General features: G+C 51.2%; 15 protein-coding genes. 12 read left to right on the top strand and 3 right to left on the bottom strand.

The window, feature by feature from the left end; all coding sequences use genetic code 11:
* Positions 1-17: 17 nt before the first annotated feature.
* Positions 18-1,031, bottom strand: a complete 1,014-nt coding sequence (locus V2546_RS04050) for an asparaginase (protein WP_118529377.1) — start codon at positions 1,029-1,031, stop codon at positions 18-20.
* Positions 1,032-1,125: 94 nt separating this feature from the next.
* Here V2546_RS04050 and V2546_RS04045 point away from each other — a divergent pair, with 94 nt between their 5' ends.
* The 12 genes from V2546_RS04045 (at position 1,126) to V2546_RS03990 (ending at position 15,626) form a co-directional block, all read left to right on the top strand.
* Positions 1,126-1,305 carry a DUF4250 domain-containing protein gene (locus V2546_RS04045; RefSeq protein WP_118604958.1) on the top strand — a complete coding sequence of 60 codons (180 nt, stop codon included), beginning with the start codon at positions 1,126-1,128 and terminating at the stop codon, positions 1,303-1,305.
* A gap of 210 nt (positions 1,306-1,515) precedes the next feature.
* Positions 1,516-1,947, top strand: coding sequence for a putative ABC transporter permease (locus tag V2546_RS04040; protein ID WP_329751604.1), 432 nt, complete (start codon positions 1,516-1,518; stop codon positions 1,945-1,947).
* Between the two features lie 343 nt (positions 1,948-2,290).
* Complete coding sequence (locus V2546_RS04035) at positions 2,291-3,031, top strand: lysophospholipid acyltransferase family protein (protein ID WP_329751603.1); 741 nt, start codon at positions 2,291-2,293, stop codon at positions 3,029-3,031.
* Between the two features lie 118 nt (positions 3,032-3,149).
* Positions 3,150-4,286, top strand: coding sequence for a prephenate dehydratase (gene pheA / locus V2546_RS04030; RefSeq protein WP_118298552.1), 1,137 nt, complete (start codon positions 3,150-3,152; stop codon positions 4,284-4,286).
* Between the two features lie 53 nt (positions 4,287-4,339).
* Positions 4,340-5,905: a Ppx/GppA phosphatase family protein gene (locus tag V2546_RS04025; protein WP_118529595.1), complete on the top strand. Its 1,566-nt coding sequence runs from the start codon at positions 4,340-4,342 to the stop codon at positions 5,903-5,905.
* Positions 5,906-6,034: 129 nt separating this feature from the next.
* The gene (locus V2546_RS04020) at positions 6,035-8,233 is read left to right on the top strand and encodes an RNA degradosome polyphosphate kinase (protein ID WP_118321548.1); all 2,199 of its coding nucleotides are present in this window, start codon (positions 6,035-6,037) and stop codon (positions 8,231-8,233) included.
* Positions 8,234-8,563: 330 nt separating this feature from the next.
* On the top strand, positions 8,564-10,570 hold the full coding sequence (htpG, locus tag V2546_RS04015; protein ID WP_118529381.1) for a molecular chaperone HtpG: 2,007 nt from the start codon (positions 8,564-8,566) through the stop codon (positions 10,568-10,570).
* The gene (locus V2546_RS04010; protein ID WP_118529382.1) at positions 10,560-11,528 is read left to right on the top strand and encodes a CPBP family intramembrane glutamic endopeptidase; all 969 of its coding nucleotides are present in this window, start codon (positions 10,560-10,562) and stop codon (positions 11,526-11,528) included. The genes htpG and V2546_RS04010 overlap by 11 nt, the downstream gene beginning before the upstream one ends.
* A 334-nt stretch (positions 11,529-11,862) precedes the next feature.
* Complete coding sequence (locus V2546_RS04005) at positions 11,863-12,378, top strand: dCTP deaminase/dUTPase family protein (RefSeq protein ID WP_118298547.1); 516 nt, start codon at positions 11,863-11,865, stop codon at positions 12,376-12,378.
* A 143-nt stretch (positions 12,379-12,521) separates the two neighbouring features.
* The gene (locus V2546_RS04000; RefSeq protein WP_329751601.1) at positions 12,522-13,343 is read left to right on the top strand and encodes a tetratricopeptide repeat protein; all 822 of its coding nucleotides are present in this window, start codon (positions 12,522-12,524) and stop codon (positions 13,341-13,343) included.
* 8 nt (positions 13,344-13,351) lie between these two features.
* Positions 13,352-14,605 (top strand): GTPase HflX, encoded by a 1,254-nt coding sequence (gene hflX / locus V2546_RS03995; RefSeq protein WP_329751600.1) that lies wholly within the window; start codon positions 13,352-13,354, stop codon positions 14,603-14,605.
* A 151-nt stretch (positions 14,606-14,756) separates the two neighbouring features.
* Positions 14,757-15,626 carry a YitT family protein gene (locus tag V2546_RS03990; RefSeq protein WP_215703134.1) on the top strand — a complete coding sequence of 290 codons (870 nt, stop codon included), beginning with the start codon at positions 14,757-14,759 and terminating at the stop codon, positions 15,624-15,626.
* Positions 15,627-15,793: 167 nt separating this feature from the next.
* Here the strand turns inward: V2546_RS03990 and V2546_RS03985 are convergent, their stop codons facing one another.
* Both V2546_RS03985 and V2546_RS03980 read right to left on the bottom strand, forming a co-directional pair.
* Complete coding sequence (locus V2546_RS03985; protein ID WP_118529386.1) at positions 15,794-16,744, bottom strand: substrate-binding periplasmic protein; 951 nt, start codon at positions 16,742-16,744, stop codon at positions 15,794-15,796.
* Between the two features lie 137 nt (positions 16,745-16,881).
* The gene (locus V2546_RS03980; protein ID WP_329751599.1) at positions 16,882-17,358 is read right to left on the bottom strand and encodes a hypothetical protein; all 477 of its coding nucleotides are present in this window, start codon (positions 17,356-17,358) and stop codon (positions 16,882-16,884) included.
* Positions 17,359-17,368 lie beyond the last annotated feature (10 nt).

Raw genomic sequence — 17,368 nt, 5'->3', positions numbered from 1 at the left:
TTTAAAGTCACGGTAATCTACCGTCTCCCTGTATTCCACAAAATATCATGGTTGATCGTCTCGTAGAACATTTCGCGGACTTTGTCGTGGTCTTTTGTCTGGCCGAGGATCCACATGAGTTTGGTGACGGTGGCTTCCAGGGTCATATCGTAGGATTCGATGAGACCGAAGGCGTTTTTGATCTTCTGGCCGACTTCGTAGACAGACATGTTGCTGCCTTCCTGGGTGACCTGGGTGGTCATGACAATGACTTTTCCCATGGAGATCCATTTTTCGATGGAGCTGTAGAAATCGCCGGATTCATAGGACGGAAGACCGCCGACGCCGAAGGATTCGATGACGACTGCGTCGTAATGCTCTGCCATATAGTCGAGCAGGCTGGAGTCCATGGACGGGATCAGCTTTAAGAGGCTGACCTGGCTGTCCATCTCGTGGTAGAAGCGGACGCTCTCGCGGTCCTGCCATTTATCGTCGATATAGTATAAAATGTGCTCGTCCTGGATCACGGCGAGATACGGGAAATTGATGCTGGAGAACGCGTTGTAGCTCTTGCTGCGCTCTTTCTTTCCGCGGGTTCCGGCGATCACTTTTCCGTCAAATACGATCGTAACGCCGTGAGCACGGTCGGAAGCGGCAAATCGCAGGCTGTCTAAAAGGTTGGTCCTCGCATCCGTCACATCAAGGTCGATCGGCTTCTGGGCGCCTGTGATGACGATCGGCTTGCTGGAGTGCTGGACGAGGTAGGACATGGCGGCGGCCGTATACGCCATCGTATCCGTTCCGTGGCAGATCACGAAGCCGTCGTAATTGTCGTAATTCTCTTCCAGAACCTGAGCAAGCTTCAGCCAGTGCTTCGGGTGCATATTTGTGCTGTCAATGTTTAAGACCTGGATGGTCTCCACCTCACAGAATTTTTTTGCATCCGGTACATAAGACAACAGTTCATCACCGGTAAGAAGCGGTGTCAGACCGTTTTCTCCTCTCTTGCAGGCGATGGTTCCTCCTGTTCCGAGCAGCAGAAGATGTTTCATATTTTAAAAATCCCCTTTCGTTTGCAATCATCTCACATATGGGTTATAGTATAACACAGGAGGAATCAGAAAGTAAAGGAAGGAGAAGAGTCAGATGGCAAATATTCCAAAAGATCCCGTGATGCTCTTGAGTTACCTGAACACCCAGCTGCGGGACTTTTATCCGGACATGGATGAGCTCTGCCGGGCTCTCGATCTGGACCGGAAGACGGTGGACGAGGCGATGGCGTCGATCGATTACGCATATGACAGCGCGAAAAACCAGTATGTGTGAGAAACCAGCAGGAAGATGAACCGCAGGCGGGAAAAGCGTCAGCATCGGCAAACTTTCACTCCGGAAAATTCTGCCTGTGAAAAGCAACAGACAATCTGCATAGTCCATATTTAAATCACCAATACTGATTCCATGAATAAATGGAATCAGAAATGCCGGAGAAAACCGAAAAAAATAGGGAGATCCCGGACAGGGATCCGGAGAAAATATGTGGAGAATTTTATCATCTGCGGGCTGACCGGATGGGGACTCGAGATCCTGCTCACATCCGCGGAGAGTCTTGCGGCCGGGGACTGGAAAATGATGGGAAGAACATCCCTCTACATGTTTCCGATCTATGGGCTGGGAGTGCTGCTTGGACCGATCGGAAGAGGAGTGGACGCGTGGATCGGGGACTTCGGGGAAATCTCTGTGCGGGACTGGATCATTCGCCATGGGATCCTTGATATGGTGCTGATCTTTCTGACGGAGTATCTCACCGGATCACTTTTAAGAAGATTCGGGATCTGCCCATGGGACTATACCGGAAGAATGCTTCAGATCAACGGGGTGATCCGCCTGGACTTCGCTCCGTTCTGGTTCGGGACCGGTCTCCTGTTTGAGTATCTGACAGGCCGGAAGACAAAAAGCCCGTTGCCGTAGGGGCTGTGTGCCAGTGGCACACGTTCAGCACCGGCCGAAGTGTACGGAACAGTTACAATTTGAGATGGATTTGAGATGGATTTCACCTGTATTTGAGTTGCAAATGAAGGTCATATTCGGTATAATAAATCCATATGAACCTCAACACAGTAACTCTTTAAAGTGTACGAAAAAAAGGGAGTCCCGGATAAAAGAATGTGCCCGGGAATGTGACCCGGAACACACGCCGTTCTGTGTGAACGTCCGCGGAATTTCCGGGGCGCGCAAAAGACAGAAAAGAGTAAGAAACAAGAGACAGCCGCGGAAAATGACGGCTGTGATCAGACAAGGGAGGTTTGTACTTATGATTCGATTGATTATGGTCCTGGTCGTTCTGGTCGGATTTCTGATCGTCAGTTATCCGTTCCTGGTGGCCCAGGTTTCACTTGGAAAAAAAGATCCGCATGCGAGAGATCTGGAGTCGATCCGGGTTGTCCGGGCAGTGTTCCGGTGTCTGTTAAAGCTTGCGGGTGTGACGATCACCGTAAAGGGTGAGGAGAATATTCCAAAGGACACAGCAGTCCTCTATGTGGGAAACCACAGAAGCTATTTTGACATTCTGACCGGTTATACGACGGTTCCGACGCTGCTCGGATTTGTGGCGAAAAAGGAGATGGAGAAGATCCCGATCCTCAGAACCTGGATGGTCAACGTGAACTGTCTCTTCCTGGACAGAAAAAATATCAAGGAAGGTTTAAAGACGATCCTTCAGGGGATCGTGAAGGTGAAAAATGGTATCTCCATCTGGATCTTCCCGGAAGGAACGAGAAATACGAACGAAGATATCACGGAGCTTCTTCCGTTTAAAGAGGGAAGCCTGAAGATCGCGGAAAAATCCGGCTGTCCGGTGATCCCGGTGGCGATGACAGGTACTGCGGAAGTTCTGGAAAAGCATTTTCCGTTCATCACTCCGTCCCATATCACCGTTTATTACGGAAAACCGATCAATATTAAAGAGCTGGATCCGGAAGACAGGAAACATCCGGGTGCATATACGAGAAATGTGCTGATCGGGATGCTGAAGGAGATGCAGGAAGAAAAGTGATAAAAGACCATACCGGTCGATCACTTCACAAATTCCGGAAGAAAAAGAGCGGATCACGTTTAAGGAAAAAAGGGTCCGCGTGCTGTAAAATGACAGAAAGCAGAGGCAATAGAAATACATGAAGAATCTTGACTTAAAAGAATGCAGGGACAAGCTGGATGTGATCGATAAAGAGATCGTCCGCCTGTTTGAAGAGCGCATGTCCGTCTGCGGAGATGTTGCAGAATATAAGATCGGAACGGGAAAAGCCGTTTATGATGCGACGAGAGAGGCGCAGAAGATCGCGGCAGTCCAGGATCTGGCGCACAGCGATTTTAACAGAGAGGCAGTGAAGGAGATCTTCTCCCAGCTGATGTCGATCAGCCGCCGGTATCAGTATGGTCTGTTATCCGCCCATGGAATGGGAATGGATACCGGTTTTTCCGAGGTAGAAGAGATCGCCAAAAAAGGAAAAAGGATCGTATTCCAGGGCGTTGAGGGCGCATACAGCCATGCAGCGGCCAAAGCATACTTTGGTGAGGATGCGGATCTCTACCATGTTCCGGAGTTTGAAGATACCATGAAGGAGGTCGAGGAAGGACGCGCCGATTACGCGGTACTCCCGATCGAAAATTCCACGGCCGGTTTCGTGATCAACAATTATGACCTGCTCCTAAAATATAAGAATTACATAGTAGGCGAGATCTATGTTCCGGTTGCCCACATGCTTCTCGGCGTTCCGGGTGCAAAGCTCTCCGATATCAAGACAGTCTATTCCCACGCCCAGGCGCTGGCCCAGAGCTCTGATTTCCTCTCCGCCCATAAGGAATGGAAACAGATCGCAGTCTTAAACACAGCCGTTGCCGCGAAGAAGGTCATGGAGGAGCAGGATCCGTCCCAGGCAGCTGTTGCGAGCCGCACTGCGGGGGAACTCTACGGAATGGAGGTCCTCGCGGAGGAGGTCAATAACGTAAAGGGAAATACGACACGCTTCCTGATCCTCGGGAAAGAGCCGGTCTACGCAAAGAAAGCCGGAAAGATCAGTGTGGCGTTTGAGATCCCGCACAAGAGCGGATCTCTTTACAACATTCTCGGAAACTTCATCTTCAACAATGTCAATATGATGATGATCGAGTCCAGACCGATCCCGGAGAAGAGCTTTGAATATCGTTTCTTCGTGGATTTTGAAGGAAATTTAAGCGACGCGGGAGTCCGCAACGCCCTGACGGGGATCGCGGCGGAAGCTTCCGTCATGAGAATTTTAGGAAATTATTGATGAAAGACGGTCCGGTATTTTCCGGACCGATTCTTATAAGAGGAGGAAAAGCTATGGCAGCCCTTACATTTGCAGCCATCGATGTGGGATCGTTTGAGGTTGAGATGGGGATCTATGAGATCTCAAACAGGAACAGGATCCGGAAACTGGACCATATCCGCCATGTCACGGCGCTTGGGAGCGATACTTACAACAACGGAAAGATCAGCTATGAGATGGTGGAAGAGCTCTGCGATGTACTTGCGGGGTTTGCCGGGATCATGAAATCCTACAAGGTCACGGAATACCGTGCCTATGCGACGAGTGCGATGCGTGAGGCGAGAAACAACCGGATCGTTCTCGATCAGATCCGCGTCCGCACCGGCATCCAGGTCCGTATCATCAGCAACTCGGAGCAGCGATTCCTGGGATACAAGGCGATCGCCGTCTCGGATGATGAGTTTGATGAGAATATCCAGCAGGGGACCGCGATCGTGGATGTGGGATTTGGAAGCATGCAGATCTCGCTTTTCGACAGGAACCTTCTTGTGACCACGGAAAATCTGCCGCTCGGTGTTTTGAGGATCCGCGGCACTCTTCAGGACGTCAATACGACGGTGGAGCAGTACCGGGATCTCATCGGAGAGATGGTGGACAATGAGCTGGAAAACTATAAAAAGATGTACCTGAAGGATAAGAAGATCAAACATCTGATCGGGATCGGAGAAAATATCCTCTATCTGTTCCGGTATGAGGATCACGGAAAACCGCTCCGCAGAGTCACGAGAGAGCGCTTTGACGAGTTCTATGCGCGCCTTGTCACGATGAATGAGACACAGATCGAGGAGGCATTCGGTGTGAGCCGGGAGTATGCATCTCTGCTTCTTCCGTGCGTGGTGATCTATAAAAAGTTCCTTGAGATGACAGGAGCGGAGATGATCTGGATCCCGGGGATCCGCCTCTGCGACGGGATCGCGGCCGAGTACGCGGCGGACAAGAAACTCTTGAAATTCCGGCACAATTTTGACAATGACATCATCAGTACCTCGCGCACGATGGCGAAGCGCTACCAGTGCATGAGCCGTCATACGGAGACAGTGGAAAAATATGTGCTCCAGATCTTTGACACGATGCGGAGATACCATGGAATGGGGCAGAGAGAGCGGCTTCTGTTACAGATTGCCGTGCTGATCCACGCCTGCGGAAAATTTATCAGCGTCCGCAACTCCAACGAGTGCGCCTACAATATCATCATGTCGACGGAGATCATCGGGATCTCGCACCTGGAACGTGAGATCATCGCAAATGTGGTCCGCTACAACATCCGGGATTTCGATTACAACATGGTCCGGATGGAGACCGAGCTGGACGCTGTGACAGACAGCTTCGGCGGGCAGAATGAGGTCATGCTCCTGATCGCGAAGCTGACGGCGATCCTGCGTCTGGCAAATTCCATGGACCGCGGCCACGGGGACAAACTTGCGGACTGCAAGATGGCAGTAAAAGATGGAAAGCTCATGATCACGACGGATTATCCGGGCGATATCACGCTGGAGGCGGTATCCTTTGAACAGAAGGCGGCATTCTTCGAGGAGATCTTCGGGATCCGGCCGGTCCTGCGGCATAAAAAATACAGCTAGATGCCGGAGTGCAGACAGGGATATTGCTGCGAAACACGATGAATTCAGGATGTGAAAGGGTGTCCGGAGCCGGTTTTCGTCTGCGCACAGCGTGAACCGTGGACCGGCCGGATACAGGAAGGCAGAGAAATGAAAAAAGAGTTAAAAAAGGGGAATGCTCAGAAAGAACGGAAGGAGCAGGATCCGGCACGCTTCAATGATCCGAAAAATTATGTAAACCGAGAACTCAGCTGGCTGGAATTTGACTGCCGTGTTCTCGAAGAGGCAAGAGATAAGACGACACCGCTCTTTGACCGGCTGAAATTCTTAAGCATCACGGCATCGAACCTGGATGAGTTTTTCATGGTCCGGGTCGCATCCTTAAAGGATATGGTCCATGCGGGATATAAAAAGCCGGATATCGCGGGGATGACCGCGTCGGAGCAGCTGGAAAAGATCAGTGTGCGGACCCATGAGCTTGTCACTCAGCAGTACAACACATATAACCGGTCGCTGCTCCCGGCTCTTCGGAGCATCGGACTGAACCTCATCGAGAATCACGAGGACCTGACCCCGGAGCAGGGCGAATTTGTGGACCGCTATTTCCGTGAGGAGGTCTATCCGGTCCTGACGCCGATGGCGGTGGATTCCTCAAGACCGTTTCCGCTTGTCAGAAACAAGTCCCTGAATATTGCGGCGCTCTTAAAGAAAAAAGAGGGCGGCAAGGAGCTGGAGTTCGCGATGGTGCAGGTCCCGGCTGTCCTTCCGAGGATTATCAGCCTCCCGGTGACGACCGATGAGAACAATCGTGAGATGCGGAATGTGATCTTCCTGGAGGAGATCATCGAGCGGAACATGCAGCAGCTGTTCTTAAACTATGATATCGTGACGTCCCATCCGTTCCGTATTATGAGAAACGCCGATTTCTCCCTGGACGAGGAGGAAGCTGTGGATCTTCTCGAGGAGATCGAAAAGCAGTTAAAGCGCAGACAGTGGGGCGAAGTCATCCGTCTGGAGATCGAGGACAAGGCGGACCAGAGACTTTTAAAGATCTTAAAGAGAGAGCTGGAGGTCAACGAGGAAGACATCTTTGAGATCCCGGGTGCGCTCGACCTGACGGTCCTGATGAAAATGTACGGGCTTGACGGGTACGACCACTTAAAGACCCCGAAATATACGCCGCAGCCGGTTCCGGCTCTGATGAATGACGATGATATCTTTACGAACATCCGGAAGGGCGATATCCTTCTGATGCATCCGTATGAGACTTTTGATCCTGTCGTGGACTTCGTGCGGAGCGCGGCAAAGGATCCGGAAGTTCTGGCGATCAAGCAGACGTTATACCGTGTCAGCGGCAACTCCCCGATCATCGCGGCTCTGGCGGCGGCAGCCGAGAACGGAAAGCAGGTATCGGTTCTCGTCGAGCTGAAGGCGAGATTTGACGAGGAGAACAACATCATCTGGGCGAAAAAGCTGGAAAAAGCCGGATGTCATGTTATTTACGGACTCGTCGGCTTAAAGACGCACTCAAAGATCACACTCGTGGTCCGCAGGGAGGAAGACGGGATCCGGAGATATGTCCATCTTGGAACCGGAAACTACAACGATTCCACTGCAAAACTTTACACAGACTGCGGAATCATGACCTGCAATCCGATGATCGGAGAGGATGCGACTGCGGTCTTCAACATGCTCTCCGGATATTCCGAGCCGTTAAACTGGAACATGCTTTCGGTTGCCCCGCTGTGGCTCAGAACGAAATTCCTGCATCTGATCAACCGGGAGACGAAGCATGCAAAAGACGGAAAGCCGGCATCGATCATCGCAAAGATGAATTCCCTCTGTGACAAGGAGATCATCGCCGCGCTGTATGAGGCGTCCTGCGCAGGGGTGAAGATCCGCCTGGTTGTCCGCGGCATCTGCTGTCTGAAGGCGGGGATCCCGGGACTTTCCGAGAACATTGAGGTCCGCTCGATCGTCGGAGAATTCCTCGAACATGCGAGGATCTTTATCTTTGAGAACGACGGAAGTGAAGAGATCTACATGGGAAGTGCCGACTGGATGCCGAGAAACCTGGACCGCCGTGTCGAGATTATGTTCCCGGTATTGAGAGAGGAACTCAAAGACAGGATTCGCAGATATATGGAGCTGGAGCTGGAGGACAACTTAAAGGCCCATGTGCTTCAGCCGGACGGGACATATGAAAAGCCGGATCGCCGAGGAAAACTTCCGGTCGGCTCCCAGATGGCACTCTGCGAGATGGCAGTCAATGCTGCGAAAGAGGAGCGGAAGAAAAAACAGCAGGACGAACAGGCCCGCGTGTTTATTCCGATCGAGAGTGAAAACTGATCCGCGAGCGGCTGTAAAGCCGGCAGCAGAAGTGCAGCTCCGTGACTGACAGAGAAAAATCAAAAAGTTTATAAAATTTTTATTAGCACTCATCAAAAATGAGTGCTAATTTTATTGACATTTTGATTTTCTGGTATTAAAATATGTCATGTTGAATCGAACAGCTGTTAAAAATCCCGGAGATCCGGGGCGATACCGGCTGTCCTGAAAGAAGAAAAAAGTAGCTGTTTAAGAATGGAACGGTTACAGAGAAAATAAAAAACAGCGGTCCGGCGGGCGGCAATACAGATCGTCCCCCGACGCGCGAATGGAAATAAGGAGTGGTTTAACATGGCAAAAAGCGGAAGTCTTTCAATCAACAGTGAGAATATATTCCCGATCATCAAAAAATGGCTGTATTCCGATCATGATATCTTTTATCGTGAGTTAGTCAGCAATGGCTGCGATGCCATCACAAAATTAAAGAAACTGGCTCTGATGGGCGAGTATGAGACCCCGGACGATGAAACGTATAAAGTCCAGGTTACTGTAAATCCGAAGGAAAAGACGATCAAGATCGAAGATAACGGTCTCGGTATGACAGAGGATGAGGTTGACGAGTATATCAACCAGATCGCTTTCTCCGGCGCCCAGGATTTCCTGAACAAGTACAAGGATAAAGCGAATGAAGACCAGATCATCGGTCATTTCGGACTCGGTTTCTATTCCTCATTTATGGTAGCGGACAAAGTAACGATCGATACCTTATCCTACAAGAAGGACGCAAAACCGGTCCACTGGGAGTCTGAGGGCGGTACCGAGTTTGATATGAAGGAAGGCACTAAGGAAGGCCACGGAACCCTGATCACCCTGTACTTAAATGAGGACAGCGCTGAGTTTGCGAATGAGTACCGCGCAAGAGAGATCCTCGACAAGTACTGTGCATTTATGCCGGTCGAGATCTACTTAAACGATGAGACTGCTGAGCCGCAGTACGATACGATCGAGAAAGAGGAACTGACCGACAAGGATACGATCATCGAGACGATCGTTGAGCCGGCAAAGACCGAGGAGAAGGAAAAAGAGGACGGATCGAAGGAGACTGTTGAGGTGAGCCCTGCGAAAGAGAAATATAAGATCGCAAGACGCCCGGTTCCGGTCAATGATACGAACCCGCTCTGGAACAAGCATCCGAACGAGTGCACCGATGAGGAGTACAAGGAGTTCTACCGCAAGGTATTCCAGGACTTCAAGGAGCCGTTATTCTGGATCCATCTGAATATGGACTATCCGTTCAACTTAAAAGGAATCCTCTACTTCCCGAAGATCAACATGGAGTACGAGAGCATCGAAGGAAAGATCAAACTCTACAACAACCAGGTATTCATCGCGGATAACATCAAAGAAGTTATTCCGGAATTCCTGATGCTGTTAAAAGGCGTGATCGACTGCCCGGATCTTCCGCTCAACGTATCCAGAAGTGCTCTTCAGAACGATGGATTTGTAAAGAAGATCTCCGATTACATTACAAAGAAAGTTGCTGATAAGCTCTCCGGCATGTGCAAGACAGATCGCGAGAACTACGAGAAATACTGGGATGATATCAATCCGTTCATCAAATTCGGCTGCTTAAAGGACGAGAAGTTCGATGAGAAGATGAAAGATTACATCCTCTATAAGAACCTGGACGGCAAATATCTGACACTCGCTGACTGCCTTGAGGAGAACAAGGAGAAACACGAGAACAAGATCTTCTATGTAACGGACGAGAAAGAGCAGAGCCAGTACATCAACATGTTCAAGGAAGCCGGGATCGACGCTGTGATCCTTCCGAACCCGATCGATTCCCCGTTCATGCAGCATGTGGAGCAGAAGAATGAGGGCTTAAAGTTCCTGCGTATCGATGCGGATGTCAACGAGACATTCAAAGAGACGGAGGAGACCGATGAGGCCGCGAAGGAGCAGGAGAAGAAGGACGCCGAGACTCTCGCTGAGGTATTTAAGAAGGCGATCGGAAACGACAAGCTGAACGTGAAAGTCGAGAAGCTGAAAAATGAAGGTCTCGCTTCCATGATCACAGTCTCCGAGGAGAGCCGAAGAATGCAGGATATGATGAAGATGTACAGCATGTACGGCGGCGGTTCCGATATGTTCCCGGCTGAGGAGACATTAGTCATCAACGCAAACAACGGTCTTGTAAAATACGTTCTTGCCAACAAGGACGGAGAGAAGACACCGATGCTCTGCGAACAGCTCTATGACCTTGCGAAACTTGCTCACGGAAGTCTTTCTCCGGAGCGTATGACAAAGTTCATTGCGAGAAGCAGTGAGATCATGAAGGAAGAATATGGTGCATAAGAGAAGAGATTTTCTGATCACATTTACAGTTTTATGTCTGGCCATGTGTGCCTGCTCAGGTCTTCAGTACCTGGGCAGTGCGTTCTATCTCATGGTGCGGCACTGGGTGTTCAGCCTGGAGAGCGGCGGGGGTCGTCTGCTCTCCGGGCTCTTTTCGTCCCCGTGGACCGGAGTCCTCGTGCAGTATGTCTTCAGCATTGGACTTCCGTTCCTTGCGGTGATCCCGATGACCTGGTTTCTGCGGTCAGACCGGAGACCGGCCCAGAAACTTTCGGCGGAAGTATGGGTTTCTGCGCTGTTCATGGCGCTGGGACTCGGCTATATCTTTAACTTCCTGGGAGTCTTTCTTGACTCGTTTATTTCCATATTTACCGGTGTTCCGGCTGGAGATATGAACCCGGTGATGGACGCACTGGATGCACTGACGCCGGGAATGGTGATCTATACCTGCCTGGTGGCTCCGTTTATGGAGGAACTGCTCTTCAGGGGAGTGCTGTTAAGAAAAGCGAGACGATTTGGAGACCGGACGGCGGTCGTATTCACGGCGGTCATGTTCGGGCTGATGCATGGGAATCTGAACCAGTTCCTGTATGCGGTGGTGATCGGACTGGTACTCGGTTATCTCGCGGTGCGGACGAACCGGATCCTTTACAATGTCCTGCTCCATATGGCAGTGAATTCGTTTTCGATGCTGCTCGTGATGGTGGAGGACGGGCTCTATGCGCTGGGGCTTTCCTGGGCGGCAGCGGCGTTTTCGTTTGCCAGTTTTCTTATGGTCCTGCTCCTCATTGCGGCAGGGATCTATTTCTTCTTCCGGGACGGACGCCGTTACTGGTGGCAGATGGGGCAGCAGAACGGAGTGCCGACATCGTATAAAAAATATGTGTATCTGAATCCCGGATTTCTTTTCTATGTGATCATTTTCGGGATGGAGATGCTGTCGTATATGATGAAATGAGCGCAAGAGAGCCAGAAAACTGCTTGCAGATTTATGGCGAACGGCGAATGCCGATCACGATAGCTGCAATAGCAGCGGAGAATCTGAGTTTAAGATGGTTTTGTACGTCACAGACGGATTGATCCGGCAGAATATACTGCGGGCAGTGGACACACTGCCGCGATAACGTGGTATGTTCTGCCGGATTTTTCGTTTGAAATGCTTGAAATGGGACCGGGCTCTTGGTATAGTAGTGGGAGACATCCGGACGGTCCGACAGGAGAAATGATCCGGGAGCGCACGCCGATCCGGAAAGGAAGAGCGGGGCGTCAGAATGAGAGTAAGAGGAGACAACATGCAGAGAATCGCGAAATTTGAAAAAGTAAGCTTTGAGCAGTTTAAAAAAGACTGGCAGGGGGAACACCCGCAGGATACAGACGATATGATAAAGGAGATCTATGACGGGATCCGTCTCCCGAAACGGGCGACCGCAGGTTCCGCCGGATATGATTTCTTCGCACCGGCCGCATTCACACTGAAACCTGGTCAGATGACAAAGATCCTTACCGGGATCCGCGCACGGATCGACGATGGCTGGGTGTTAAAGCTCTATCCGAGAAGCGGACTTGGATTTAAGTTCCGCCTGCAGTTAAACAATACCGTCGGGATCATCGACAGCGATTACTACGGATCCGACAACGAGGGCCACATCCAGGTGAAGCTCACCAACGACAGCCGTGAAGGAAAGACTGTGGAAGTGGAAGCCGGAACCGGTTTTTCCCAGGGAATTTTTGTGGAGTACGGCATCACGGTGGATGACGAGGCCGATGAAGTGAGAAACGGTGGATTCGGAAGTACGACACGCGCGTAGGAGACAGAGCATATTTCCGAAGGCGCGGAGGATGAAGAATCAGAAGTATCACAGAAAGAACAAAATTAAACATATAATTGAAAATGTATAAATATTATCGAAAATCAGAAAAAAGAGAAAAATCAAAAAAAGATGTACTGAATTTGAACTACGCACCGGCTGCGGTCGTCTGTGAAGACCGGCAGTTCCATGCGAAAGTTCGAAAGCATATCGCATCAGCTCTTCTCATTGCTGGCATGCTTTTTCTCCTTACCGGCTGCGGTCATGTGACAGAGGAGATGAAGGTGGGGAAGGAAAACGGGATCGCTCTCATGGAGAACGGCGATTATGAGGGCGCTGTCGCGGAGTTTGACAGCCTGATCGATCAGACAAAGCATGTCTCATCCTTTGAGATCGATGTATTAAAATACCGCGGTGAGGCAGAATTTATGCTGGGAGATTACGGTGCCGCGGCGTACACATATGATACGCTGGTGAAGGTGGATAAACCGAGAGCGGAATACTATTATCTGGGCGCGGTGAGTCTCGCAAATTCCGGCGATGCGGAAGGCGCTGAAAACCGTCTGGAGTCCGGAACAAAGGCGGACGAAAAACATGCAGCTGCCGGCTATGCTGAAGCGATGGAAGCTCTTGGGGCGGCTTATATGACGGCCGGAGATGAGACGAAGGCAGATGAGATCTACCAGACGCTGGTGGAAGAAGGATTTTCCAGCACGGAAGTCTATAACCGCTGGATGATGGCGGCGATGAAAAAAGGCGATTACGAGGAAGCACTGCAGCACGGGGAAGCGGGACTTGCACTCTCCGATGACAGGGCGAAGAAGGAGATCGCCTTCAACCAGGCGGTGTGTTACGAGTACCTGGGGCAGTATGAGAAAGCGCTGGAGCTGTTCCGGAGCTATGAGGAACAGTACGGACAGGATGAGAAAGCGGGTCATGAGATCGCGTTTCTTGTGACGAGATAGGAGAAAGAATGGCAGAATTGATAGAGATCGGTGAGCAGCAGGAGCGGGTGATCCTGTTTGCCGCCAGCACGAACGACTCCGATGACACGGAAGAATCCGTGGAGGAGCTGAAAGAGCTTGTAAAGACCGCGGGAGCGGAGACCGTCGGGACCGTGATCCAGAACCGGGAAAATATCCATCCGGGAACCTACCTTGGAAAGGGAAAGATCCAGGAACTGAAGGAGATGGTCTGGGAGAGCGGAGCGACCGGAGTTGTCTGTGACGATGAGCTCTCCCCGGCACAGCTCAAAAACCTGGAGGATGCCCTGGACACAAAGGTCATGGACCGGACGATGATCATTCTTGATATCTTTGCGGCCCGCGCGAAGACCAGGGAAGGAAAGATCCAGGTCGAGCTGGCGCAGCTCAGATACCGTGCCGTCCGTCTTGTCGGACTCAGAAATTCTCTGTCGAGACTCGGCGGCGGAATCGGCACGAGGGGGCCTGGTGAGACGAAACTCGAGGTGGACCGCAGACGGATCCATGAGCGGATCAGCCAGTTAAAATCGGAGCTTCAGGATGTGGAGCGCCACAGGGATGTGGTTCGGAAACAGAGAGAGCAGAGCGGAACTCTGACGGCGGCCATTGTCGGCTATACGAATGCAGGAAAGTCCACACTCTTAAATAGGCTCACCGGCGCCGGGATCCTAGCGGAGGATAAGCTCTTTGCAACTCTGGATCCGACGACGAGAGCACTTGTGCTTCCGGGTGGGGAGAAGGTCCTTCTGACGGATACGGTCGGATTTATCCGGAAGCTTCCGCATCACCTTGTCGAGGCATTCAAGAGTACGCTTGAAGAAGCGAGGTACTGTGATGTGATCCTCCATGTGGTGGACTGCTCGAATCCGCAGATGGACATGCAGATGCATGTAGTCTACGAGACGCTGCGCCGACTGGACATCAAGGACAAAGAGATCATCACCGTGTTCAACAAGGTGGACCGTCCGGATGCGGACACTGCCTGCCGGGACATGTCTGCGGACTATAAGGTACGGTTATCGGCAAAGACAGGAGAGGGCATCGGGGAACTGCTCGATCTTTTTGCCGTGATCTTAAGAAACCGCAGGATCTATTTTGAGAAGGTCTTTGCATACAAAAATGCCGGGCGGATCCAGACGATCCGGAAGAGCGGACAGCTTCTCTCGGAGGAATACCAGGACGACGGGATCCATGTGAAGGCATATGTTCCTGTGGAACTGTTTGAAGAGCTGTATAAGGACTAGCGGACCGGCCGGTCAGCATCGGGAACTTTCTGTCCGGACGGGCAGAAAGCCGGAAGACAGAGAACGCTGACAGGGCGGACAGACACGCTCCGGCATGTGGGGAATGCCGGAAAATCGGACTTTGCAGCATTTGATATGAGGGGGTAATCTCATGGGGAAGACACGGGGAAAAGAATTTGCCCTGGATTTTCTGGCAGATGTGGCGGGCGGTTTTATCCAGGCTGTTGCGCTGCACTGCTTTATCGACAACATTGATATCGCGCCGGGAGGCGCCAGCGGTATGGCGATCCTGCTCAACCGTCTGACGAGCCTGCCGATCGGTACACTGACATTTTTGATCAACATCCCGCTTCTGATCGCGTCCTGGATCTATCTGGGGAAGGAAAAGACGATCAAGACATTGAAAACCGTGGCGATCATGACGGTGATCCTTGATGGACTGGTGACGCCGTATTTCCCGGTGTATTCGGGGGACAAGATGGTGTCCTGCCTTTTCGGGGGAGTGCTCATGGGGATCAGCCTGGCGGTCGTATTTATGCGCGGTTCCACAACGGGTGGCGGCGATATCGCCGCGAAGCTTTTACAGAAGTTCCGCCCGCACATGCAGACCGGAAAGGCTGTCATGGCTACGGATCTCGTGATCATTCTCCTGTCCATGGCGGTGTTCCGGAATATTGAATCGGGTCTTTACGGACTGATCAATATGGTAGTCGGAACGTATGTGATCGATGTGATCCTCTATGGTATGAATAAGAGCACGATGATCACGGTGATCAGCCCGAGATCCGGGGAGATCGCAAAGGAGCTGATGAGGAATCTGGAGCGCGGCTGCACACTGCTAAAGAGCCGCGGTGCCTACCGGGAAGAGGAAGGCGAGACGGTGATCTGCGTGCTTGATAAAAAACAGTTCTACCGTGCGAAGAAGATCGTCTACGGGATCGATCCGACCGCATTCATGATCGTATCCGAGGCTCAGGAAGTCTACGGGGAAGGATTCCTTGATTCTGACTGGGAAGTGTAAAAAATAAAGAAACGAAAAAGACGATCCGCCAGGTAATTTGCGGATCGCCTTTTTTCGTCACGGGAGTTCTGGGGGAACTCTCATGAGATGACTTCCGGCATCTGGGGAAGACGCCGGTGAAGGGGTGCGGCCTGACCGCGGCCGCGGGGTTATATCAAAGGATCGAATTATTCGATAATGCCAAGGCTCTTAGCGTACTCCGTATACTCGTCGTACCATTCATTGTAGAGATTCTGATCAACAACTTCATCGATGATCTCGTTGATCCTGTCTGTCAGGGCATCTTCCCCTTTCGGGATACCGATTCTTGTTCCCTGTGTCTCCGGATCAACTTTAAAGTAGAGGTTCGGAACGATCACGAGGTTGCTGTCCGGGTTGGATTCCAGATATAATCTTGCCATTCTGAGAGCAGCGACCATGACATCGGCTTTGCCGGTCTGGACCATCAGGAAACCATCGTTTGTGGAAGAAACACGGTTGTATTTTTTATAGCTCGGGATCTGTTCCTGTACGAACTGTTCCTGAAGGGAACCGTTCTGTGCAACGACAACCTTGTCCGAGAGATCATTGAAGGATTTGATGCTGTCGACATCTTCCTTGCGGACCAGGATACCGTAAGCAGTCTGCGGATCTTCGTCTCCGAAGTAATAACCTTTGGAGAGGTTCATGGTCTCAGCTCTTGCCGGTGTGTAAGCCAGAGCGGAGATCGCGAGATCATATTTGCCGGTCGTGATGCTTCCGAGAACGCTTGTGAAGTCCATCGGTTTGATGCGGACCTCAACGCCGAGGGATTCGCCGATATAGTTCGCAAGCTCGATATCGGAGCCGACATAGGCGTCATCTCCGCTCTTTGTCGGATCGATGAACTCGTTCGGAGCGAAGTACGGCTCGGTCGCGATCTCGATGTATCCGCGCTCCAGAATGTCGTTTAAACGATTGCCGGAACCGGTCGTCTCTGCTGCTACCAGACCTGCGTCTGTCTGCGGAGTTGTTGTCTCAGATGCCGTTGTCTGCGGGATCGTAGCGCCCATCGCGGAGGAACCGGAACATCCGGTGAGTGCCGCAGCGGATAATAAAAGTGACGTACCTAAGATGAAAAGCTGATTGAATTTCTTCATGGATGGTTCCTCCTTGTATACTCTTGATTCAGTATGCTAATGAACTTTTGATTTAGCGTGGTAAATTGTTATCACGGTGAAGAGTATACAGGAGGAAAAGAGATTTGTCAAGTGGGTTATTAAAAAAAATTTGAGATCTACTTCGCGGATGCCTTGGAGAGCGCCGTTTTCACCGCCGATACGAGCGCCATGGAGGTGTACTGGGAACCGGCGGGGTATTCCAGACCTTCTAGACTCTGGTTTTCGAGGATCTGTTCTGAGATGAGATCCATGGCAGGAGCCATTAGAGGATACATAGTCTCAACGGAGTCGCTTAAAGGGACAAGGGACACGGAGCGGATCCCCGTGTGATCCACAGCGACCTCCACATTGACGTTCTCGCTGCCTAAAACGATGGGAGATGAATAAAGTCCCGGAACATATGTAACAGAGGCGGGAGCGGCCTGTGAGGAGCTCTCCAATGCCTGATCAGGAGCATCATGGGAGATGTTGTCCTTTTTAGGGCGGAACATAAAGAGAAACAGCATGATGAGGACGATGGCGAAGCCGATAAAAAGAGCCGTGTAGATGATCTCCTTCATCTTGAGGACGATGATCTTTGTTTTTGAACTCATAGAATAATAG

Source organism: Clostridium sp. CM74B_53 (assembly GCF_036318045.1).
Taxonomy (GTDB): domain Bacteria; phylum Bacillota; class Clostridia; order Lachnospirales; family Lachnospiraceae; genus Pilosibacter.
Note: the sequence above shows the minus strand (reverse complement) of the source record. Positions and strands in the feature narration are given on the sequence as shown.